Origin of the sequence: Tranquillimonas rosea (assembly GCF_900111315.1) — a bacterium.
In the GTDB taxonomy this organism is placed as follows: Bacteria; Pseudomonadota; Alphaproteobacteria; order Rhodobacterales; family Rhodobacteraceae; genus Tranquillimonas; species Tranquillimonas rosea.
The window spans coordinates 354,405-375,350 of record NZ_FOGU01000003.1; the positions used below are offsets into that span (position 1 = coordinate 354,405).

22 protein-coding genes are annotated in these 20,946 nt (G+C 67.2%); 8 read left to right on the plus strand and 14 right to left on the minus strand.

The genetic code is table 11. From position 1 onward, the window contains the following. Positions 1-192 precede the first annotated feature (192 nt). On the plus strand, positions 193-816 hold the full coding sequence (bluB, locus tag BMZ25_RS06780) for a 5,6-dimethylbenzimidazole synthase (protein ID WP_092690668.1): 624 nt from the start codon (positions 193-195) through the stop codon (positions 814-816). 111 nt (positions 817-927) lie between these two features. On the opposite strand, the gene BMZ25_RS06785 is transcribed toward bluB, so the two are convergent. Next, complete coding sequence (locus BMZ25_RS06785) at positions 928-1,335, minus strand: group III truncated hemoglobin (protein WP_235859801.1); 408 nt, start codon at positions 1,333-1,335, stop codon at positions 928-930. A gap of 138 nt (positions 1,336-1,473) precedes the next feature. Between BMZ25_RS06785 and BMZ25_RS06790 the strand changes: the two genes are divergently transcribed. The 6 genes from BMZ25_RS06790 (at position 1,474) to BMZ25_RS06820 (ending at position 6,617) form a co-directional block, all read left to right on the plus strand. After that, a complete protein-coding gene (locus BMZ25_RS06790) occupies positions 1,474-1,893 on the plus strand; it encodes an Rrf2 family transcriptional regulator (protein WP_092690676.1) in 420 nt (139 codons plus the stop codon). A gap of 254 nt (positions 1,894-2,147) precedes the next feature. Beyond that, a complete protein-coding gene (gene copM / locus BMZ25_RS06800; protein WP_092690682.1) occupies positions 2,148-3,608 on the plus strand; it encodes a CopM family metallochaperone in 1,461 nt (486 codons plus the stop codon). Between the two features lie 290 nt (positions 3,609-3,898). After that, positions 3,899-4,558 (plus strand): TVP38/TMEM64 family protein, encoded by a 660-nt coding sequence (locus BMZ25_RS06805; RefSeq protein ID WP_092690685.1) that lies wholly within the window; start codon positions 3,899-3,901, stop codon positions 4,556-4,558. Between the two features lie 228 nt (positions 4,559-4,786). Then, entirely contained in the window at positions 4,787-5,035 is a 249-nt protein-coding gene (locus BMZ25_RS06810) for a helix-turn-helix domain-containing protein (protein ID WP_235859802.1), read from the plus strand. Positions 5,036-5,161: 126 nt separating this feature from the next. Next, positions 5,162-6,013: a PhzF family phenazine biosynthesis protein gene (locus tag BMZ25_RS06815; protein WP_092690687.1), complete on the plus strand. Its 852-nt coding sequence runs from the start codon at positions 5,162-5,164 to the stop codon at positions 6,011-6,013. 328 nt (positions 6,014-6,341) lie between these two features. After that, the gene (locus BMZ25_RS06820; protein WP_235859803.1) at positions 6,342-6,617 is read left to right on the plus strand and encodes a Rossmann-fold NAD(P)-binding domain-containing protein; all 276 of its coding nucleotides are present in this window, start codon (positions 6,342-6,344) and stop codon (positions 6,615-6,617) included. Positions 6,618-6,829: 212 nt separating this feature from the next. Here the strand turns inward: BMZ25_RS06820 and BMZ25_RS06825 are convergent, their stop codons facing one another. From BMZ25_RS06825 to BMZ25_RS06850, 6 genes are all read right to left on the minus strand, one after another. Next, on the minus strand, positions 6,830-7,270 hold the full coding sequence (locus BMZ25_RS06825) for a type II 3-dehydroquinate dehydratase (RefSeq protein ID WP_092690690.1): 441 nt from the start codon (positions 7,268-7,270) through the stop codon (positions 6,830-6,832). Positions 7,271-7,284: 14 nt separating this feature from the next. Further along, positions 7,285-8,580 carry a TRAP transporter large permease gene (locus BMZ25_RS06830; RefSeq protein ID WP_092690696.1) on the minus strand — a complete coding sequence of 432 codons (1,296 nt, stop codon included), beginning with the start codon at positions 8,578-8,580 and terminating at the stop codon, positions 7,285-7,287. Further along, positions 8,577-9,110, minus strand: coding sequence for a TRAP transporter small permease (locus BMZ25_RS06835; protein ID WP_235859804.1), 534 nt, complete (start codon positions 9,108-9,110; stop codon positions 8,577-8,579). The genes BMZ25_RS06830 and BMZ25_RS06835 overlap by 4 nt, the downstream gene beginning before the upstream one ends. 66 nt (positions 9,111-9,176) lie before the next feature. Continuing rightward, entirely contained in the window at positions 9,177-10,169 is a 993-nt protein-coding gene (gene dctP, locus BMZ25_RS06840) for a TRAP transporter substrate-binding protein DctP (RefSeq protein ID WP_092690699.1), read from the minus strand. An 83-nt stretch (positions 10,170-10,252) separates the two neighbouring features. Continuing rightward, complete coding sequence (locus tag BMZ25_RS06845) at positions 10,253-12,139, minus strand: bifunctional sugar phosphate isomerase/epimerase/4-hydroxyphenylpyruvate dioxygenase family protein (RefSeq protein ID WP_092690702.1); 1,887 nt, start codon at positions 12,137-12,139, stop codon at positions 10,253-10,255. Then, complete coding sequence (locus BMZ25_RS06850; protein ID WP_092690706.1) at positions 12,136-13,023, minus strand: shikimate dehydrogenase; 888 nt, start codon at positions 13,021-13,023, stop codon at positions 12,136-12,138. The genes BMZ25_RS06845 and BMZ25_RS06850 overlap by 4 nt, the downstream gene beginning before the upstream one ends. Positions 13,024-13,146: 123 nt before the next feature. On the opposite strand from BMZ25_RS06850, the gene BMZ25_RS06855 reads away from it, so the two are divergent. Further along, complete coding sequence (locus BMZ25_RS06855) at positions 13,147-13,806, plus strand: TetR/AcrR family transcriptional regulator (protein WP_092690711.1); 660 nt, start codon at positions 13,147-13,149, stop codon at positions 13,804-13,806. A gap of 328 nt (positions 13,807-14,134) precedes the next feature. On the opposite strand, the gene BMZ25_RS06860 is transcribed toward BMZ25_RS06855, so the two are convergent. From BMZ25_RS06860 to cyoA, 7 genes are read right to left on the minus strand one after another with little or no spacing between them, the layout of a single operon-like run. Beyond that, positions 14,135-14,668: a response regulator transcription factor gene (locus BMZ25_RS06860; protein ID WP_092690717.1), complete on the minus strand. Its 534-nt coding sequence runs from the start codon at positions 14,666-14,668 to the stop codon at positions 14,135-14,137. Continuing rightward, entirely contained in the window at positions 14,631-15,953 is a 1,323-nt protein-coding gene (locus BMZ25_RS06865) for an ATP-binding protein (protein ID WP_218142517.1), read from the minus strand. The genes BMZ25_RS06860 and BMZ25_RS06865 overlap by 38 nt, the downstream gene beginning before the upstream one ends. Before the next feature lie 8 nt (positions 15,954-15,961). After that, entirely contained in the window at positions 15,962-16,696 is a 735-nt protein-coding gene (locus BMZ25_RS06870) for an SURF1 family protein (protein ID WP_177190392.1), read from the minus strand. Continuing rightward, positions 16,693-17,088 carry a cytochrome o ubiquinol oxidase subunit IV gene (cyoD, locus tag BMZ25_RS06875; RefSeq protein WP_092690725.1) on the minus strand — a complete coding sequence of 132 codons (396 nt, stop codon included), beginning with the start codon at positions 17,086-17,088 and terminating at the stop codon, positions 16,693-16,695. Before cyoD ends, BMZ25_RS06870 begins: the two co-directional genes overlap by 4 nt. Next, entirely contained in the window at positions 17,085-17,705 is a 621-nt protein-coding gene (gene cyoC / locus BMZ25_RS06880; protein WP_092690728.1) for a cytochrome o ubiquinol oxidase subunit III, read from the minus strand. The genes cyoD and cyoC overlap by 4 nt, the downstream gene beginning before the upstream one ends. After that, entirely contained in the window at positions 17,705-19,708 is a 2,004-nt protein-coding gene (gene cyoB, locus BMZ25_RS06885) for a cytochrome o ubiquinol oxidase subunit I (RefSeq protein ID WP_092690734.1), read from the minus strand. The genes cyoC and cyoB overlap by 1 nt, the downstream gene beginning before the upstream one ends. A gap of 4 nt (positions 19,709-19,712) precedes the next feature. Beyond that, positions 19,713-20,873 (minus strand): ubiquinol oxidase subunit II, encoded by a 1,161-nt coding sequence (gene cyoA, locus BMZ25_RS06890; RefSeq protein ID WP_177190410.1) that lies wholly within the window; start codon positions 20,871-20,873, stop codon positions 19,713-19,715. Between the last annotated feature and the right edge of the window lie 73 nt (positions 20,874-20,946).

Here is a 20,946-nt window from a genome sequence, read left to right on the forward strand (position 1 = left end):
ACTTATTGAAATCTCATCAAGACCGGGCAATCAACCGGCGGAGGGGAAATGCCCCAGAATGGTCACAATCGCCGGTGCATGCGAGCAACGGGATGCTCTTACCCATCGGGTTCGGGCGAATTGCGAGCTCTCCCGGGGCGGCGGCATGATCACGGGTCTGCATCCGCGGCGGATATGGTGTAATCCCAGAGCATGGAACTCACCGATCACCACCGAGCCGCCTTGGAAGACATCCTCAGATGGCGTCGTGACGTGCGGCACTTTCGTCGCGACCCGGTCGATCCGGCCGTGCTGGACCGTCTGAGGCAAAGCATGGATTTCTCGCCATCCGTCGGCAACTCGCGTCCCTGGCGGGTCTTGCAGGTCGAGAGCCACGACGCCCGCGCCCGAATCGCCGACAATTTCGAGGACTGCAACGCTAGGGCCGCGGCGTCCTATGACAGCGACGCCCGGCGCGACTACCTCGCCCTGAAGCTCGCCGGTCTGCGCGAGGCGCCGATCCATATCGCGGTATTCACCGACGAAGGCGTCGAAGAGGGCCGTGAACTGGGACGGAAGACGATGCCGGAGACACTCGCCTACTCGACGGTCATGGCGATGCACACCCTCTGGCTGGCCGCGCGGGCCGAGAATATCGGTGTCGGCTGGGTCTCGATCCTCGACCCGGCCACCGTCGCCGCCATCCTCGGAACGCCACGCACGTGGTCTTTGACCGGGTACCTCTGCCTGGGCTACGCCGAGGAGGACGCGGAAACTCCGCTTCTGCACAAGACCGGCTGGCAGAGCGATACCAGCACCGACTGGCAAATCGTTTGAACCGGTCGTTCCCGTCGCTCGTGATGGGAAGAGCGCACAAGCAGCCTTAGGCAAAGGCGGTCGTGACGCGCGTGCGGGCCTATCGAAGCCGGGCGAGCGACCGATCCGCCATCATCGCAGGCTCGGCACCTCTCCGTCGTTCCGCCCCGAATCCCGGCTCGCCATGTACAGCGAGCGCGCGATCCGCTCGGCGCGCTCGATGACATGCGCGGCCCCCTCCGGAGAGCAGACCTCGCCCGCCGTTTCGCGAAAGAGGTCCAGCCAGCGCTCGAAATGCGCCCAGGTGACCGGCAGGCCCGCATGTTTCGGGACCGGCGCGCCGTGGTAGCGCCCTGTCATCAGCGCGACGGAGGACCAGAAATCCACCATCCTTTCGAGATGCGGGCCCCAGTCGGCAATCCGCGCGGCGAAGATCGGGCCGAGTTCCGGGTCGACGCGGATCTTGCCGTAGAAGCCGTGCACGAGATCGGTGAGCACCGCCTCGCTGAGACCGGTGCGGGCGATCATCTCTTGGGTCATGGCCGGGCGCGCGGAGCGAATCGGGGGAAGCGAGGGTTGCGGCTGGGGCATTGCTGAACTGGCCTGGGTGGTTGTTGCACGACCGGGATAGAGCCGCTAATAGGTACTGTAAATGCCTATTCAAAGCGGGACCGCCGGATGCGCCTGACGAGCTTCACAGATTACGGACTTCGCGCGCTCATGCGCATGGCCAGCGACCCGGACCGCGCGTTCTCGACGGCCGAGATCGCGGACGAGTTCGGCGTCTCCCGCAATCACCTCAACAAGATCATCCAGCGCCTCGCCCGGCACGGCTTCGTGGCGACGCGCCGCGGCGCGGGCGGCGGCGCGATGCTCGCCCGCCCCGCTAGCGAGATCGGTCTCGGAGACCTCGTCCGGCTGCTCGAGCAGGATCAGGCGCTGGTCGAGTGCTTCGCGCCGGACGGTGCCTGCACGGTCTCTCCCGTCTGTCGGCTGAAGGGCAGGCTTTTCGCCGCGGAATCGGCGTTCCTGGCGGAGCTCGACCGCTCGACGCTGGCCGACATCGCCCTTCCGGCGCCGGTTTCGGCAATGACCTGAGGGGAGACCGCGATGCAGAACGTGCCCTTTTCGACCGGGAGAATCTTCCCCAACCGCTGCGACGAAGGCACGGGCCGACGGCACGTGACCTTTCGGTCCGGCGGACGCGCGCCGCGCCTCTCCTTCGTAGGAAGCGGCACGAACCTCTCCCGTGCGGCCTTCCCCGCTCACCCGCTGGCCGCGACCTCGACAGACGGCGCGGCCCCGAGCGCGACGACCTGACCACCAATCCCTCACAAGAAAGGGGCTTCAAGATGCTGCCAAACCTCCCCCGCAAACTCGGCCTCGGCGCTCTTGTCGCGCTGTCGAGCGCCTCCCTCCCCGTCGCTGCCGCGGCGCACGTGAAGTGGTTCGCGCCCTACATTGTCGACGCCGCCCCGGCGCCGATCGCCCGGACCCTGACGGATCCCTGGTTCTGGACCGGGATCGTCCTGGTGCTGGCCTTCTTCATCGCCACGCGTCTGGTCGAGCGCACCGCCGTCGGAGAGACGACGCTCGACGCGATGGACCGCGCGACGAACCCGCTCTGGCTCAGGCTCGACGATTTCGTCCGCATCATGATCGCCGGCTTCTTCGTCGCGATCTTCTCGGTCGGCGGTGTCTACCTGACACCCGACCTCGAGACGCCGGCGGAATGGGTCAGCTGGCTTCAGCTTCTGATCGCGGCCGGGATCGTCTCGCGGAAGACCATGCCGCTCTCGGCGGCGGGCGTCATCTTCCTCTGGGTCCTTGCCCTGCGAGACTATGATCCGTTCCACCTACTCGACTACCTGGCGCTCGGCGTTGCCGTGGCCGCCTACCTGATGCTCGAGTCCTCGGGCCGCGAGGACTGGCGCAAGCACCGGTTCGAGGTGCTTCGCTGGGGTGTCGCCATCGCGCTGATGTGGTCGAGCCTCGAGAAGTTCGCCTATCCGGAGTGGTTCTACCCGCTGGTCGCGGAGAAGCCCTTCCTGACCTTCGGCCTCCCGCGCGATATGTTCATCCCGATGGCCGGCGTCGCCGAGTTCACCATGGGCTTCGGCCTGCTCGCCACGCCGCTCGTCCGGCGCCTCTCCGCGCTCGCGCTCCTGGTGATCTTCATCACGGCGGTCTATCCGTTCGGCCGGGTCGACCTGATCGGACACGCTCTCATCATGGCGATCATCATCGTCATCGCGGTCGATCATACCCGCGAGCTGCACTTCTGGTCGTGGATCCGGCGCGCGCTCGTCGGCGTGCCAATCGGCCTGGCCGGCGCGCTGGTGATCTTCGTCACGGCCTACTGGGGCCTGCACGCGGCCTTCTACGGCACCGACACCCGGACGATGGCCGAAATCCGCTCCCAGCAAGGCGGGATGGCGACGCACTCCTTCTCGTTGGAGTATCCGCACGGTCCGCAGGCGACGGCCACGATGCGGCAAGGCACCGACCTGCCGCAGACCGCGCCGGCCGAGCTCGACGATACCTCGGTGACTGACGCATACGCGCAGTCGATGATGGGGATGCATGACGAGATGATGGCCGGCCTCGAGCACGAGGACCCAGACGTCGCCTTCGTGCTGGGCATGATCCCGCACCACCAGGGCGCCATCGACATGGCCCGCATCCAGCTGGCGGCCGGCTCGGACCCGGAGAACATGGCTCTGGCCCGTCACATCATCGCCGACCAGCAGAAGGAAATCGATGCGATGCGCGCATGGCTGCGGGAGCGCGGCGTGGAGGCTCCGGGACTCTGACCTGCGCCATCCTTTCGCGGAAGACCTGACCGCCCGCTCAAGTGGCGGGACGGATCAGGAAGCCAATCTCGGTGAGGTTGGCTTCGCTGCCAACTGCACCCACTGCGCGTGGCCGGTTCGGGATGGGGCCCGGCGCCATCCGTGCGCTCGGCGCGAAGGAGGCGACATCGGAGTACGCGGTATTATCCTCGGCCCTCCGGGAAGCTTGCGCATTGCATTGCCGTCGCCCAGAACGGTCCCGGCGGATATGAGCGAAGCATGAGGCCCGGCAAACACGAGCGAGACCCCGGATGAAGCGCACCTTGATCTGGCTGATGCTCCTCGTTGTTCTCGGGCTCGGCGCCTGGGGGCTGTGGGGGGCGCCTGACCTGGCGTCCGAGATCGACCGCCAGACGCTGGATCGCCTGGTCGAACGCGCCGGTGCCGCCGGACCGTTCGTGATCGTCGGGCTCATGACCCTCGCCGTGGTGGCAAGCCCGATCCCCAGCGCCCCGATCGCCATGGCCTCCGGCGCGGCCTACGGCGACTTCTGGGGATCGCTCTGGGTGATCATCGGGGCCGAGAGCGGGGCGCTCATCGCCTTCGGCCTAGCGCGCGGGCTCGGAAGGTCGGTGATGCAGCGCTGGTTCGGGGATCGGATCGAGCAGGGCCTTCTGGGATCGCAGAACGCCCTGACGGCGGCGGTCTTCGCCAGCCGGCTGATGCCCTTCGTCTCCTTCGACCTCATCAGCTACGCGGCGGGGCTCAGCAGCCTGCGGTTCTGGCGGTTCGCGCTGGCGACGCTCGCCGGCATCGCGCCCGCCAGCTTCCTTCTGGCCCATTTCGGCACCTCAGCGGCCAGTGGGGAGGCGGGCCTTTTCACCTGGATCGCCGCCCTCGGGCTGGGAGCGGTGACCGGTGCGCCGCTGATCTGGGCGGCCTGGCGGGGGCGCGGACGGTGGAATCGCTGAAGCGGGGCCGCAGCTGACGTCGCGACGAGCGCATGCCTTCGCTTTTCCAAGGCCGAAGCGCGAATGTGATCCAAAGCGGCAACCGCTGTGAATAATATGAGGCGGACGGGAATTGGGAGGTGGTTGCCTTGCAGCGCCCAATGCTCGATCTGCCGAGCCGCCTGGGCGACGCGGCGGGGTCGGATTTTCTGACCGCCCGTCTCGAGATGGAGATCGGCTCTCTCAGGGATGATCCGTCGCTACGGGCCGCACTCCTGCGGCGCTCTACGCCGGCACTCAGCAACGGCGTACCGCAGGCGGCGGATATCGCGCGGGACATGGGACGGAGCGAACGCACGCTCGATCGCCGAGATCGCCTTCCTGACCGGTTTCTCCGAACAGGGCACCTTCAGCCGCGCGTTCAAGCGGTGGCTCGGTCCGGCTCCGGCGCAGTTCCGTCAGCAGGCACTGGCGAAATCGCGTTCCGGGGTCGTGTAATGGTGGCGGCGTCGGCCAAGGCGTTGACAGAGCCGGGCGCTTGGCCCCGCACTGGTACTGCCTCGTCTCTTTAAATGGATGCGCCGCATAAACGAGTGTCCACCGACTGCCGAAAGGAACACGATCATGAATGACGGAACGGACCCCGAGATCCTGCGCCTCGCGGCCTTTTCGGACGGCGCCACGGGCGGCAACCCGGCGGGGGTGGTCGTCGGGCCTTCTCTGCCCTCGAGGACCGAGATGCAGCGCATCGCCGCAATGGTCGGCTATTCCGAAACCGCCTTCGCCGCGCCTTCGGACGGCGGATGGCGGGTGCGGTATTTCTCGCCCGAGGACGAGGTCGCCTTCTGCGGTCATGCGACCATCGCGCTTGGCAGCGTCCTGGCCGAGCGCGCCGGGAACGGCGTCTTTTCCCTGGACCTCGCGGCAGGTCGCATCTCCGTCGAGGTCCAGAGCGTCGGCTCCGGCACCCGCGCGACACTGACGTCGCCGCCGACGCGCAGCGCCAGCGCCGACCCTGCGTTCGTCACGGCGGCGCTGGACCTGTTCGGGCTTGTCCCCGCCGACCTCGACCCCGCCCTTCCGGCGGCGCTGGCCCATGCCGGGAACGACCACCTGGTCCTCGCGCTGCGCGACAGGGCGAAACTGGCGCGAATGACCTACGATCTTGCCGAGGGCGCGCGCCTGATGCGGCGCCATGGCCTGACCACGATCGACCTCGTCTGGATCGAGACGCCGCGCAAGTTCCACAGCCGCAACGCCTTTGCCGTGGGTGGCGTTCTTGAGGATCCGGCAACCGGCGCCGCCGCGGCTGCGCTTGCCGGCTACCTTCGCGACCTCGATTGGCCCCATGCCGGCGCGATCGACATCGTGCAGGGCGAGGACATGGGCGCACGCTCGTTGTTGCGGGCCGAGATCGGCGAAACGCCCGGCGAGGGCATCCGCGTCTCCGGCATGACCCGGGTCATCCACGAGTAGGGCGGGCGGTCCATGTTCGGGCCATCGCGAGCGGCGCAAACCTCGGTACCGAATGGCCTGCGCGCGCCGCGAGTGCAGGCCATTCGCGTTTTCCGCCCGATGAATGTCCTCATGACCGGGCGCGAGGCCGACATACCGCCCGCGGACCGCCGCGCAGCGTCTGGGCGGCGATGGCAGGTTCAGCCATGCGCTTGGCGGGCCCAGCCAATACCGCCGCCCGTCCCCGAGGCTAACGCAAGATCATCGATCAACGGAGAGGTCGGGTGCCGGCACGACCCCGGCACGCCCTCCCGCGGGTGAGCTCTACGAAGTCACCGGACCGCGGCTGATGACGTTCGCCGGCATGGCGGCCCAGTTGTCTGCGGCAATCGGCCAGCCCATCCGTCACATGCCGATCATGTTCGAGGCGTTTCACGCCAACATCGCCCGGTCCGGCCGAACCTTCGTGGCCGACGTCCTTGCCGCGATCGCGCGCGAGACGCTGGACGGGCGCAACGCCCGTCTGGCCGACGGTGTCTCGCGCGCCCTCGGCCGGCGGCCGCGCGACTTTTCCGAGTTCGCCCGCGCGGCCGCCCGGTCCGGCGCCTGGACCAGCGCCGCGTGATGCTCACGGTCCGAGCGGGCGTCCTCCCCCGCCCGGAGCGTCCCGTCTGCCAGCGCATGCAGCCCAAGTCCCCGGCGGCACGAACCTACTGGATCGGCACCTACCTGCCCCGCTGGAGCTTGTGGACCACGGTGCGGACCGTGGGATGCATCCTTTCCGCAACCCTGAAGTCCGGATCATGGTCATTCCGAAGGTTCATCGCCGGGACCGGGCTACGCCAGTTCCGCCAGCTTCGCGATGGCGAAGGCGTAGCCGCGGATGCCGAAGCCCTCGATCTTGGCCGTCGCCGCGCGGGAGACGTGGGAGGGGTGGCGAAAGGCGTCGCGCCGGAACAGGGGCGAGATATGCACCTCGATGATCGGCCCGTCGAATATCAGCAGCGCATCGAGGATCGCGATGGAGGTCGACGTGAAGCCGGCCGGGTTGATCAGCAGGCCGGCGGCGGTCCCGCGGGCCTGCTTGATCCATCCCATGATCTCGGCCTCGGAGTCGCTCTGGCGAAAGTCGATCTCGACCCCGCAGGAGGTACCGGTCTCGCGGCAGAGGCGTTCGACGTCGTCGAGGGTGTCGTAGCCGTAGACCTCGGGCTGCCGGATGCCGAGCATGTCGAGGTTCGGGCCGTTGATGACCAGGATCGTGGGACGGGGCGACATGCCGCGCTCCTTTCTCAACCGTTGTAGCCGTAAAGACGAGGCAGCCAGAGCACGAGGTCGGGCACGTAGGTGATGATCGCCAGGCCGCCGATCATGATGGCGAGGAACGGCAGCAGGAAGCGGATCGTCTCGCGCACCGGCGACCGGGTGATCGACGACACCACGAACAGCAGCAGCCCGTATGGCGGCGTGGCCAGCCCGATCATCGTGTTCACGACGACGATGACCCCGAAATGCACCGGATCGATCCCGAGGGACACCGCCGTCGGCAGGAAGATCGGGACGATGACCAGCAGGATCGCGTTAGCTTCGAGCAGGCAGCCCAGCACGAGCAGCAGGCCGTTCACCAGCAGCAGGAACGTGACCGGCCCCAGATCGACCCCGGCGAGCCCGTCGCGGATCACGTTGGGGATCTGCTCGACCGTGACGACATAGTTGAAGGCCAGCGCCCCAGCGATCAGGAAGCCGACGCTGGCGGTCGACCTGGCACTGTTGCGCACCGTCTCGTAGGCGCGCCGCAGGCTGACCGAGCGGTAGTAGAGCGTCGAGACGAGAAAGGCATAGAGCGCGGCCAGCGCCGCGGCCTCGGTGGGTGTCGTGACGCCGCCGTAGATCCCGACAAGCAGGATCACCGGCATCAGCAGCGCGGGCACCGCCCGCAGGGTGACGCGGGGCAGCTCGCGCATCGGCACGGGCTCTTCCACCGGATAGCCGTAACGCCGCGCCTGCCACGCGTTCATCACCATCAGGAGCACGCCAAGGATCAGGCCCGGTGCCACGCCCCCGAGGAAGAGGAACCCGATCGACGTGTCGGAGACGAGCGCGAACAGCACCATCGGGATCGAGGGCGGGATGATCGGGCCGATGATCGCCGAGGCGGCGGTGATCGCGCCGGCATAGGCCGCCGGATACTTCCCGTCGCGGGTCATCAGGTTGATGATGATCCGGCCCATCCCCACAGCGTCGGCCAGGGCCGAACCCGACATGCCCGAGAAGATCAGGGACGAGACCACGTTCACATGGCCGAGGCCTCCGCGGAACCGCCCCACCAGCGCGCGGCAGAAATCCAGCAGGCGGTCCGAGAGGGAGCCGACATTCATCAGGTCGGCGGCAAAGATGAACAGCGGGATCGCCAGCAGCACGTACGAGCCGTAGAGCCCCTGGAGCATCTGCTCGACGGCGATGCTCACGTCCTGGCCGTCCATCGCCAGATACAGGATCGACGAGGCCAGCATCGCGTGACCGATGGGCAGGCCGATCATGGCGGTCGCGACGATCGTCGCGACCGTGACACCGAACTCCCAGCTCATTCCGTGATGTCCTTGCGCGAGACGGTGGCGGAATCCGGCTCGGACGCGGACGCGCCCCGGCCCGTCACCGCCGTCCAGAAGATGTAGAGATACCGCACGACGGAGACCGTCATGAAGACCAGTGCGATCGCGAAGACCCAGCTGAAGGGAATGTCGAGATAGGAGGTGTCCTGGATCTGCATGAAGCTGACAAAGCTCCAGACCGCGGGCAGAGCCCCCGCGTAGACGATCACCAGGAACAGCGAAAATATCGCCCGGAACCAGCGGCGCGTCCCCGGCGAGACGCTGCCGTAGAGGATGTCGAAGCGGATCTCGTTCTCTTCCGAGGCAGAGACCGACTGGCCCCAGAGCAGTATCCACAACCAGGCGATGACGCAGACCTCGACGGTCCAGCCCACGGGGCTGTCCATTACATAGCGCATGAAGACCTGCACGATGAAGCACAGGAACATGGCCGCAAGGAGGATGCCGGGAACGGCGTCGGCGGCGGCGCGAGCCCTCGGGGCCCAGATCTCGGAGCGGTGCGTCAAGCGATCTGCCTTCGAAGGAACCGCGACGGACCGGCCAGGCCGGTCCGCCGTGGCGTCAGGGTCGGATCATTCGGCCAGGCCGTTGATCTGCTCCAGCATGCCCTCGGGCCAGCTCTCTGCGAACTCGGACTCGAGGTATTTCCGCTGTGCGAACTCGCGGAACGCCTCCCGGTCCGGCTCGTAGACGTCGAGCCCCTCGTCCTTGAAGAACTGCACAAGCTCTTCCTCGCGGGCGATGTGACGCTCGGTGCTTTCGGCGATGGCTTCGTCCACCGCGCCCTGAAGCGCCTCCTGCTGCTCGGGCGACATACCGTCCCAGACATCGGTGCCGATCGCCAGCACGTCGAAGCCGACGAGGTGACCGGTCATCGCGATCTGGTCCGTCACCTCGTAGAACTTCATGTTGTAGTCGTTCGGCAGCGGGTTGTCCTGCCCGTCGATCGCGCCGGTCTGCAGCGCGGTGTAGACCTCGGAATAGGCCAGCGGAGTCGGGTTGGCGCCGATCGCCTCGCCCAGGAACTGCCAGGCGTCCCCGCCGGGCATCCGAAGCGTCACGCCCGACAGGTCCTCGGGCGTCTCGACCTTCTCGTCTCCGACGAGGTTCACCTGCCGCGTGCCGAAATAGACCGGCGCGAGCACATGGACGCCCGCCTCTTCGGCGAGAGCGTTCAGCGTCTCGCCGACCTCGCTGTCGAAGACCGCCTGCAGGTGATCGGCATCGTCGAACAGGTAGGCTGAGGTCAGGATGGACCATTCGGGGATCTGCTCGGCGATGGTCTGCGGGGCGAGCAGGCCCATCTCCAGGTTGCCGCGCTGGATCGCCGTCATCTCGGTGCCCTGCGGCACCAGCGTGGCGCCATTGTAGACCTCGAGGTTGATCTGGTCGGACACGGCCTCGGAGATCTTGGCGAAGGCCTCGGCGCGGATGTCGTTGTCGGACACCACGGACGACAGGCGCAGGGTCGGCGCATCCTGCGCGACCGCGCCTCCGGCGATGGTCAGCGCCGTCGTTGCGGCAAGTCCGGTGGCCATCACGGTCCGGCGGTTGAGATATGTCATCGGTTTTCCTCCCTTTCTGACAGCGGCCCCGTGGATCGGAGCCGGTTTCCGGTTTCCTGGTGACGCCGGGGCCTCCTCCCCCGTCACATGGCTGGCATCCCTTTCGGTGGATCGAGACGCTTCTGCGCGGCGATGCGGAACGGCGCGTTCGGGGCGCCGTAGCCGGCGTATCCGCCGCGCCTCTCGACGATCTCGAAGAACATGTGCCCCGCGAAGGGCTGCGAGTAGAGTTGCAGGAACTCGCCCTGCCCGTCCGCATCGTAGAGAATGTTCGCGTCCCGCAGCCGGCCGAGGAAGTCGGCCGACAGATCGAACCGCGCGGCGAGGTCGTCGAAATAGTTCGGCGAGATCTGCAGCACCTTGAAGCCCAGCTCGCGCAGCGCAGCGGCGGTTGCGAATATGTCCCCGGTCTCGAGCGCGATGTGCTGGACCGTGGCGCCCAGCCCCTCGGCCAGGAACGAGCCGGCGAGCGTCTTGTGCGTCTCCGCCCCGTTCAACGTGATGCGGAACCGGCCGTCCGGCGCCTCGATCGCCTGGCTGCGGACCAGTCCGTCGGGGTCGATCACGTCGACCATCAGCTGTTTCCGCATGTCAAACAGCGTGGTGTAGAACAGTGACCAGCTGAGCATCTCGTCATAGGTCATCGTCTGCGCGATGTGATCGATCCGGGTGAGACCGCAGCCGGGGCCGTCCTCGCCGGCGGCATCGAATTCCACGTCCCAGACCTCAGCCAGACCGCTGGCCCCGTCGATGAAGTGCATGACGCTGCCGCCAAGCCCGCGGATCGCCGGGATCGGAAGCTCCCCCGGCCCCAGCGGCTGCGAGAACGGCTCGGACCCCAGCGCGGTGGCCCGTGTCACGGTGTCCGCCGCGGATCCCACCGACAGACCGATGTCGCACACCGTCGGGCCGCGCACGGTGTAGGCGTTGGCCGCGTGCCCCGTGCTCTCGGCATTGAGCACGATGCGGATGTCGCCCTGCTGCCAGAGTGTCACGGCCTTGGACACGTGCCGCCCGGCGGGCCGAAACCCCATGCTGCGCAACAGGCTCTCCAGAGCCGCCAGATCGTCGCCCCGCGCCGCGAACTCGACGAAGGACGTGTCGTGGACCCGGACCGGCGCCGGCAGGGCGGGCAGGTTGACCGACACTTCCGGTTCCTCGCGCCGCACCTCGTCCATCAGCGAGATGAGCGAGCGGTATCCGTCACGCGCGATGGTGGTCGGACTGCCGCCGCGGAACTGGTCGTTGAAGATCTCGAGGCTGATCGGTCCGGAATACCCCGTCGCCATCACCGCCCGCGCAAAGCGCAGCACGTCGAGATCCCCCTCGCCCGGCATGTTGCGAAAGTGCCGCGACCAGTACAGCAGGTCCATCTCGATCAGCGGCGCATCGGCGAGTTGGACGAAGAAGATGCGGTCGCCGGGGATCGCGCGGATGCTTTCGGGATCCAGCCCCCGGCCGAGCGTGTGGAAGGAATCCAGCACCAGCCCGACATTCGGATGATCGGCGCGGCGCACGATTTCCCAGGCATCGCGGTGATCGTTCACGTGGCGGCCCCATGCCAGCGCCTCGTATCCGACACGCAGCCCGCGGGCCGCGGCGCGCTCGCCAAGCTCCGCGAAGTCGGCGGCGGCGCGGTCGATGCCGCCAAGCGCCTCGGGATGGACCGCCGAGCAGACCATCAGCATCTCGCAGCCGAGATCCTGCATGACGTCGAACTTGCGCTCGGCCCGGTCAAACGCCCGCTGGCGCAGCGGCGCGGGCAGCCCCTCGAAGTCACGGAACGGCTGGAACAGCAGCAGTTCGAGCCCCGCCTCGCGGATCCGCCGCCCGACCTCGCGCGGAGAGCGGATGTCGGCGATGAAGTCCTGCTCGAAGATCTCGATCCCCGAGAAGCCGGCGCCGGCAATCGCCTCGATCTTTTCTTCGAGGTTGCCCGAGATCGAAACCGTCGCGATGCCCGTTTTCATGCCGCCCCCTCGTCCGGCGCCTGGGCGTGGAACGCCTGGCGCATCCGCTCGGCCGCGGGCCGGATGCCGGTGAACAGCTCGAACGCCCGCACCGCCTGGAAGATCGCCATACCCTCGCCCGACAGCGTCCGGCATCCCACCGCCTTCGCCTTGCAAAGGAACTCCGTCTCGAGGGGGAAATACACGATGTCGGCCACCCACTGATCGGGTGTGAGCAGCGCGGTGTCGATCGGGGTGCCGGGCATCTTCGCCATGCCCACCGGCGTCGCGTTCACGATGCCCCGCGCCTCGGCGGCAGCGGCGGGCAGCGCCTCTGCGGCGCCGGCGACCGGCCGCCCGGCGGCCGCGTTGACCGCCTGCGCCAGCGCCTCCGCGGCCCCGTCCCGTCTGTCGAAGATCAAAATTCTGCCCGCCCCGAGATCGGCCAGTGCATGTCCCACGGCGCCGCCCGCGCCCCCGGCGCCGATCAGAAGAACTGTCCCGATGTCCGCGTCGGGCAGGTTGCGGCGCAGGTTCTCGGAGAAGCCCCAGAAGTCGGTGTTGTGCCCCGACCGCCGCCCCTCGTGGAACACCACGGTGTTCACCGCCTCGACCCGGCGGGCCGCATCGGAGAGCCCGTCCAGAAGCGGGATGATCTCCTGCTTGTAGGGGAAGGTCACGTTCAGCCCGGCATAGCCCTCGGCCTCGGCCCGGTCGACGATCTCGGACAACGAACCTTCGACGCCGGCATCCATATCGAGAAGATCGTAGCGGCAGGCGAGCCCCTGCGCCGCGGCCTCGGCCTCGTGCATGCGCGGCGTGCGGGACAGGGTGATCCCCCGCCCGATCAGGCCGAGCCGCAGCGGGCGCCCCGCGCCCGTCTCTTCCGCGGTGACTGGACTCATCCTCCGTGGACCTCCCTTTCCACGTCGTGTGACTCGCAAAATGTTCCAGACGGTTAATTTCGTCAAGAAAAATGTACTGGGCGGTTAATTGCGCCTGTGCTATCCGCGGGAAGGGAGGCGAATGTGGCGTCAACTGGCGAAGAAAGAGCGGAACGGCGCGGCTGGCGGCAGAACCCCGACGCCGTAAAACGGGACATCCTCACCGTGGCGGTGGAAGAGTTCGCGGCCCACGGCCTGTCCGGCGCGCGCATCCACAGCATCGCCGCCAGGACCCGCACCTCGAAGCGGATGATCTACTACTATTTCGGGGACAAGCAGGGCCTTTACGTCAGGGCCCTGGAAAAAGCCTATGCCAAGGTGCGCGAGGGCGAGAGCGCGCTCGATCTCGGCCAGCTCGCGCCGCGGGCGGCGCTGGCGCGGCTCGTGGCGTTCACCTTCGACCACCACCGCAGCCACCCCGAGTTCATCCGCATGGTGATGATCGAGAACATCCACCACGCCGAAAACCTGGCAGGCTCGGACGTGCTGCGCCGGCTGAATCTGTCGGCGATCGAAAAGCTCGAGGACATCTGCCGGCGAGGCGAGGCCGAAGGCGTGTTCCGTCCCGGTCTCGACCCCGTCGCGCTTCACTGGCAGATCAGCGCGGCCAGCTTCTTCAACGTGTCGAATCGCCCGACGTTCTCGGCCATCTTCGGCGACCGGATGTTCTCGGACGACGCCCAGGCCACCCTACGCGATCAGGTCGTCGAAGCGATCCTCGCCACCGTCGCGACACACGACTGACGCCAAGCGCTCAGCGGCGGATGCGCCTATTCACCAAGGCGCACATCCGCGGGACGGGTGAGCGCGGTTCAGTTCCGTGCCGAACGGCGCGGTTCGAACGGATTTCTTGCGGGGGTGCCGGCGCGGGACATGTCGGACAGGAAGGTCTTGAGGCGGGTGAACATCGGAAAGCTCCATTGAATGACGCGGCGGGGACGGCCCCCGCTGGGACGAGATTTGGCCCCGATCCCGGCCGCCTGCGAGAGGTCTTTTCGGCATCGGTGGTATCGCGTGCGATCATGGCTCGGAGCGGGCACGTCAGCTGCCGGACGCAGGGTCCCCAAGGCGCTCAATCCACCCGGCGCTTGCCGAGTTTCCGGGCGAGGGTGCGGCGGTGCATGCCCAGCCGGCGGGCCGTTTCCGAGATGTTGAAGTCGCACTCGGCCAGGACCTCGTGGATGCGCTCCCATTCGAGCGTCTTGATCGAGGTGGGCCGCACCGCGACCGAGACGTCCGGGTCGCCCTCCCCCCGCGAGAAGGCGGATTCGATGTCGTCGGTGTTGGACGGCTTGGCGAGGTAGTGGCAGGCGCCCAGCTTGATCGCCTCGACCGCCGTGGCGATGCTGGCATACCCGGTCAACACGACGATCTTCATGTCGGGGTCCTGGTCGGACAGCGCCTTGACGCATTCCAGCCCCGAGCCGTCGCTAAGCTTGAGGTCAACCACGGCGAAATCCGGCGTCTCGCTGCGGATCGCCGTATGTGCCCCCGCAAGGTCGGGCGCCTGGGTCACCAGGTAGCCGCGCCGCTCGAACGACCGGCCGAGGGTGCGCGACAGGGCCGCGTCATCCTCGACGATGAGAAGCGTGGGTCTGACCTCCAATGGCGTTCTCCGGGCTGAGGCGATCGATGGGCAGTGTCAGAATGACTGACGCGCCACCTTCCTCACGGTTCCGCGCGACGACGTTTCCGCCGAGCTTTCGCATGACATTGACGACGAGATACAACCCCAGCCCGCCGCCCGGCCGGCCCTTGGTCGAGGCATAGGGGCGGCCGAAGCTCTCGAGCATGTCGGCGTCGAAGCCGGGGCCCCGGTCCTCGACCGTCAGGACGAGGGCGTCGTCCTCGCGTTCGGCCGTCACGCGGATCATGTCGGGCGTGGCCTCGAAGGCGTTGTCGAAGAGACTGGCAATGACCTGGCGCAGGGCGGGATCGTAGAGGATCTGCTGGTCCGGGTGGAAACGGTCCTGAAATTCGATCCGCCCGGTCGGACGGGTCGCGCGCCATTCCGCTACCGTCTCGCCGAGGAAGGTGGTGACGCTGGTGCGGCTGACCGTCTCGCCGCGCATCTCGCCCGACGAGACGAGGATGCCCGACACGATGTCCTTGCAGCGATCCAGCTGGACCTGCATCTCGCGCATGTCTTCGGCCAGGTCGGGGTCGTCGGCGAAGTGCGGCGTGCGCTGCCAGTCCCCGAGGATCACCGACAGGACCGCCAGCGGTGTGCCCAGTTCGTGCGCAGCCCCCGAGGCGAGAAGGCCGAGGCGCACGATGTGCTCTTCCTCCACCGCCTGCCGGCTGAGGTCGGATAGGCGCCGGTCCCGGGCCCTGAGGTTCCGACCGATCCGGCCGATGAAATAGACCAGCAGGCCGGCGGTCAGGAGAAAGCAGATCAGGCTGCCGATGACATGCAGCCGCGGCAGATTGCCGTCCGGCGCCAGGCGCAGGTCCCGCGACAGCGGATCGAACATCAGCGCCGCAAAGGACAGCACCGTCAGCGCGACCAGCGCCCAGGCCGCGCGCGGAGTCAGGAGAACGGCGCCGAGGATGATCTGCAGCAGGTAGAGCATCACGAACGGGTTCGCCGCGCCGCCGCTGAAATGCAGCTGTGCCGACAGCGCCGCCACGTCGAGCAGGATCTGCGCCAGGATTTCGCCGTTCAGCACGTCAGGCTTGCGGCGGTGACGCCAGAGCGTGCCGATGTTCAGCACCAGCAGCAGCGCGACGACACTCGCCATCGGGCCCACGGGCAGCGGGATGCCAAGGGCATAATGCGCGGTCAGGATCGTCGCGATCTGTCCCGCCGCCGCGATCCAGCGAAGCTGGGTCAGCAGGATGAGGTTCTGGCGATTGGCCGCGGCCTCGGCCGGCGCGATCTGGTCGGACACCGGCGCCCCTAGCTCTCTTGCGGTCCGTCGCGCGCGGGTGCGGTGCCGGCGCGCAGGACGAGCACGGTCGCACCGGCGCACATGGCGGCGAGCGTGAACCAGGTCAGGGCGTAGACCAGGTGGGTGTTGCGGAACCGCACGACGGTCAGCCCGCCCACGGGCGGCGTCCCGCCGTTATGTCCGGCCTCGGCGTCCACGAAATACGGCGCGGCGCCGGTCAGCCCCATGCTGCGGGCGATGGCGTCGACATCGCGCGAATACCAGCGCCCCGCGCCGGGATCGTTGGCCCTGAGGAAGCCGCCGTCGGGCTCGGTCATCCGAAGCAGGCCGACGATCCGGTGCGGACCCGTGCCGGTTGACCGGCTCGCCGTGCGCCCCTCTCGCGGGACGAAGCCACGGTTGACCAGCATCGTCAGGCCGTCCTCGGTGACGAACGGCGACAGCACCCAGTACCCTGCCCCGCGTTCGGTGACCGCCTGGACCAGCGCCTCGTCCGCCAGGAACCGCCCCTCGGCCTCGACCCGGAGGTACTCGGCGCCCTCCCGCGACAGGCCGGGCCAGTCCTCGGGCCCCGGCGGGGCGACCGGCGAGGCAGAGACGCGGCTTTCGACGCGGTCGATCAGGTCGAGCTTCCAGGCGCGGCGCTCGATCTGCCACCATCCGAGCGCCAGGAACGCGGCGGCGAGCGCGATCGTCAGCGCCGCCAGCGCAAGGGTCCGGACCGGACCGGGCCGGTCCGTCACGAACCGTCCATCTCGTGCACCGGCATCATGTTGGTGTTCATGTGGTACATCACCCAGAGCGTGCCGCTGACCGCGATCACCAGCACGATGACGGTGAAGATCAGTGCCATGAACGTCCATCCCCCTTCCGAGCGCGGGTCCATGTGGAGGAAAAAGATCATGTGGACCAGGATCTGCACCGCGGCGAAGCCGACCACGATGAAGGCCGTCGCCTGTGCGCTGTCCAGGGGCCGCTCCATCACCAGCCAGAACGGGACGGCGGTGAGAATCGCAGCCAGCACGAAGCCGGTCAGGTAGCCGCGGAGCGAGCCGTGGGCCGCCCCGTCGTGATCCCCCTCGCCCTCGTGCGCGGTGGTCGCGTGATCGTGCTTGTCGTTGTGGGCGGACGTCATTGCAGCATTCCCAGGAGGTAGACGAAGGTGAACACGCCGATCCAGATCACGTCGAGGAAGTGCCAGAACATCGACAGGCACATCAGCCGGCGCCGGTTCGCCCCGATCAGGCCGCGCTGGGTCACCTGCACCATCAGGGTGACCAGCCAGATCACCCCGAAGAAGACGTGCAGCCCGTGCGTGCCCACGAGGAGGAAGAAGGCCGACAGGAAGCCGCTGCGCTGCGGGCCCGCGCCGATATGAATCAAGTGCAGGAACTCGTAGAGCTCGATGCCGAGGAAACCGATCCCGAACGCCCCGGTCACGGCGAGCCAGATCAGCGTGCTGCGCAGCCGGTCCTGCATCATCGACAGCATCGCGAACCCGAACGTGATCGAGGACACCAGCAGGAACGTCGTGTTGATCGCGACGAGCTCGAGCTCGAACAGATCGGAGGGCGCCGGTCCGGCGGCGTAGTTCCCGCCGAGGACGCCGTAGGTGGCGAACAGGATCGCGAAGATGAGACAGTCGCTCATCAGGTAGACCCAGAAGCCCAGCATCGTCGAGCCGCCCTCTGGCGGGTGCGGCTCTTCCTCCAGGTGGAACGAGGTCCGGGGAATGTCGGGCATAGCGGACATCAGACGGCCCCCGAGAGACGTTCGGTGCGGGACTGCTCGACCTGGGCCACCTCTTCGGCCGGGATGTTGCAGTCCCGGTCATAATCGAAGGTGTGGTAGATCGCGTAGCCGATGATCGCCAGGAAGGCGAGGATCGCCAGCCACCAGACATACCAGATCAGCGCCATCGCCAGCACCACGCTGATACCGGACAGGATGACGCCGGCCGAGGTGTTGGCGGGCATGTGGATCGGCTTGAAGCCCTCGGTCGGCCGGGCGTAATTCCGCGCCTTCATGTCGGCCCAGGCATCGGTGGCGTGGACGACCGGCGTGAAGGCGAAGTTGTACTCGGGCGGCGGCGACGAGGTCGCCCATTCCAGCGTCCGCCCGTCCCATGGATCGCCGGTCTCGTCCGAAAGTGCCTTTCGCCGCCAGATCGAGACCGCGAACTGCACCAGCATCGCGGCGATCCCCAGCGCGATCAGCAGCGCGCCGATGCCGGCGATGCCGAACCAGATCTGCAGCGAGGGATCGTCGAACACCCGCATCCGCCGGGTCACCCCCATCAGGCCGAGGATGTAGAGCGGCATGAACGCGGTCCAGAAGCCGACCACCCAGAACCAGAACGACACCTTCCCCCAGAAGCGGTCAAGCGTGAACCCGAACGCCTTGGGCCACCAGTAATTGACCGCCGCGAAGGTGCCGAACAGCACGCCGCCGATGATCACGTTGTGGAAATGCGCGACCAGGAACAGCGAATTGTGCAGCAGGAAGTCCGCCGGCGGCACGGCCAGCAGCACGCCCGTCATACCGCCGACCGTGAAGGTCAGCATGAAGGCGATGGTCCACATCATCGGCAGCTCGAACCGGATGCGCCCGCGATACATGGTGAAAAGCCAGTTGAAGATCTTGGCCCCCGTCGGGATCGAGATGATCATCGTCGTGATCCCGAAGAAGGCGTTGACGCTGGCGCCGTTGCCCATGGTGAAGAAGTGGTGCAGCCACACCACGTAGGCCAGCACGGTGATGACCACGGTGGCGTAGACCATCGAGGTATAGCCGAAGAGACGCTTGCCCGAGAAGGTCGAGGTCACCTCGGAGAACACGCCGAACAGCGGCAGGATCAGGATGTAGACCTCGGGGTGGCCCCAGATCCAGATCAGGTTCACGTACATCATGGCGTTGCCGCCCATGTCCGTGGTGAAGAAGTTGGTGCCGACGTAGCGGTCGAGCGACAGCATCACGAGCACCGCGGTCAGCACCGGGAACGACGCCACGATCAGGATGTTCGTGCAGAGGCTGGTCCACGAGAAGATCGGCATCTTCATCATGTTCATCCCCGGCGCGCGCATCTTTAGGATCGTGCACACTAGGTTGATCCCCGACAGAGTCGTCCCGACACCCGCCACCTGCAGCGCCCAGATGTAATAGTCGACGCCGACATAGGGTGCGCTGTCGATGCCCGACAGCGGCGGGAAGGCCAGCCAGCCGGTCTGCGCGAACTCGCCCAGAAAGAGCGACGCCATCACGATCACCGCGCCGCCGGCGGTCATCCAGAAGGAGAAGTTGTTCAGGAACGGAAAGGCCACGTCCCGCGTGCCGATCTGCAACGGCACGACATAGTTCATCAGCCCCGTGATAATCGGCATCGCCACGAAGAAGATCATGATGACGCCGTGGGCGGTGAAGACCTGGTCGTAGTGGTGCGCGTTGAGGTATCCGTCCGAGCCCCCGAACGCCATCACCTGCTGCAGTCGCATCATGATCGCGTCGGAGAACCCGCGCAGCAGCATCACGAAGCCCAGGATCATGTACATGATCCCGATCTTCTTGTGGTCGACGGTGGTGATCCACTCGTTCCACAGATAGCCCCAGAGCCGGTAGCGCTGGATCAGGTAGACGACCGCAAGCGCCCCCAGCACGACGACGCCGAAGGTCGCCTGGACGATCGGGTCGTAGGGGATCGCGTCGAGCGTCAGCCGGCCGAAGATCGGGCTCACGGGGAGAGGTGCGGTCTGTTCCATTGCGTCACGATTCACTGTCCGGATCGGCGCGGCCCAACGGGGCGGGCGATCCGAAGATGGGGATTTCTGTGTTCACGAGGTCGTTGCCCGAGAGCGTGGCGAAGCGGTCGCGGACCGGCTGCCCCTCGCGTTCGACGAGACCGCCCATCGCGTCCTCCGGCGTGCACAGGGCGGCGACATAGCGCGGCTCGGGCCCGAACACCGCGGCGGTGCCGGTCGCAGCCGTCTCGGGCACCGTGGCGATCAGCCCGGCCAGCCCCAGCCCGCCCAGGGCGTCGATCGCCATCATCTCGCTCATGCACATGCGGTCGGGCTCGACGCAGAGATTGACGACCAGATCGAACAGGTTCTCGGCCACGCCGTCATAGGGGACGACGTCATGGTCGACGCTGGGCTCGGCGAGCGCAAGGTAGGCGTCGCGGCCCAGGCGATCCCCCGTGTCCCGGATGCCGGACACCCACTCGTCGAACCCGTCATCGTCGGTGGCGATCACGTCGAAGCGCATCTGCGAGAAGCCCTCGCCGCTGTAATGGGCCGACCGGCCCTCGTACCTGCCCTCGGCGTTCAGCACGCCATGCAACGTCGTCTCCATCCCGGCCATCGTGTAGATCATTCCGGCCATGGTCGGTACGGAGAAGGTGTTCATCACCTTTTCCGAGGTCAGGGAGAACTTGACGGGGCGGTCCACCGGCAGGGCCAGCTCGTTCACCATGGCCACGTCGTATTGCGGGTAGATGAACAGCCACTTCCAGTCGAGCGAGACGACCTGCACCTCCAGCGGCTCCACGTCCTCGGACAGTTCCGTGTCCGCATCGACGCGCCCGAGTGGCCGGTAAGGGTCGAGGTGGTGGGTGCCGACATACGTCACCGCCCCCAGCACGATGATGATCAGCAGCGGCACAGCCCACACCACCAGCTCGATCCGGGCGGAATGGTCCCAGTCGGGGGCGTAGTCGGCGTCGCGGTTGGAAGCGCGGTAGCGGTAGGCGAACAACACCGTCAGCACCATCACCGGCACGATCACGACAAGCATCAGCAGCGTCGCGAAGATCAGCAGGTTGCTCTGCTGCGCGGCGACGTCACCCGCCGGGTTCAGCAATACGAGATCGCAGCCCCCGAGCGGCAGAACCGCGAGACCGGCGAGAATCAGGCGTCGAAGAGGCATGTCGGTTGCGGCTCCGTGCGGGATTGGGCGAACGGTTAGCAACGCCCCGCGACGGCCGCGATTGGACAATCTG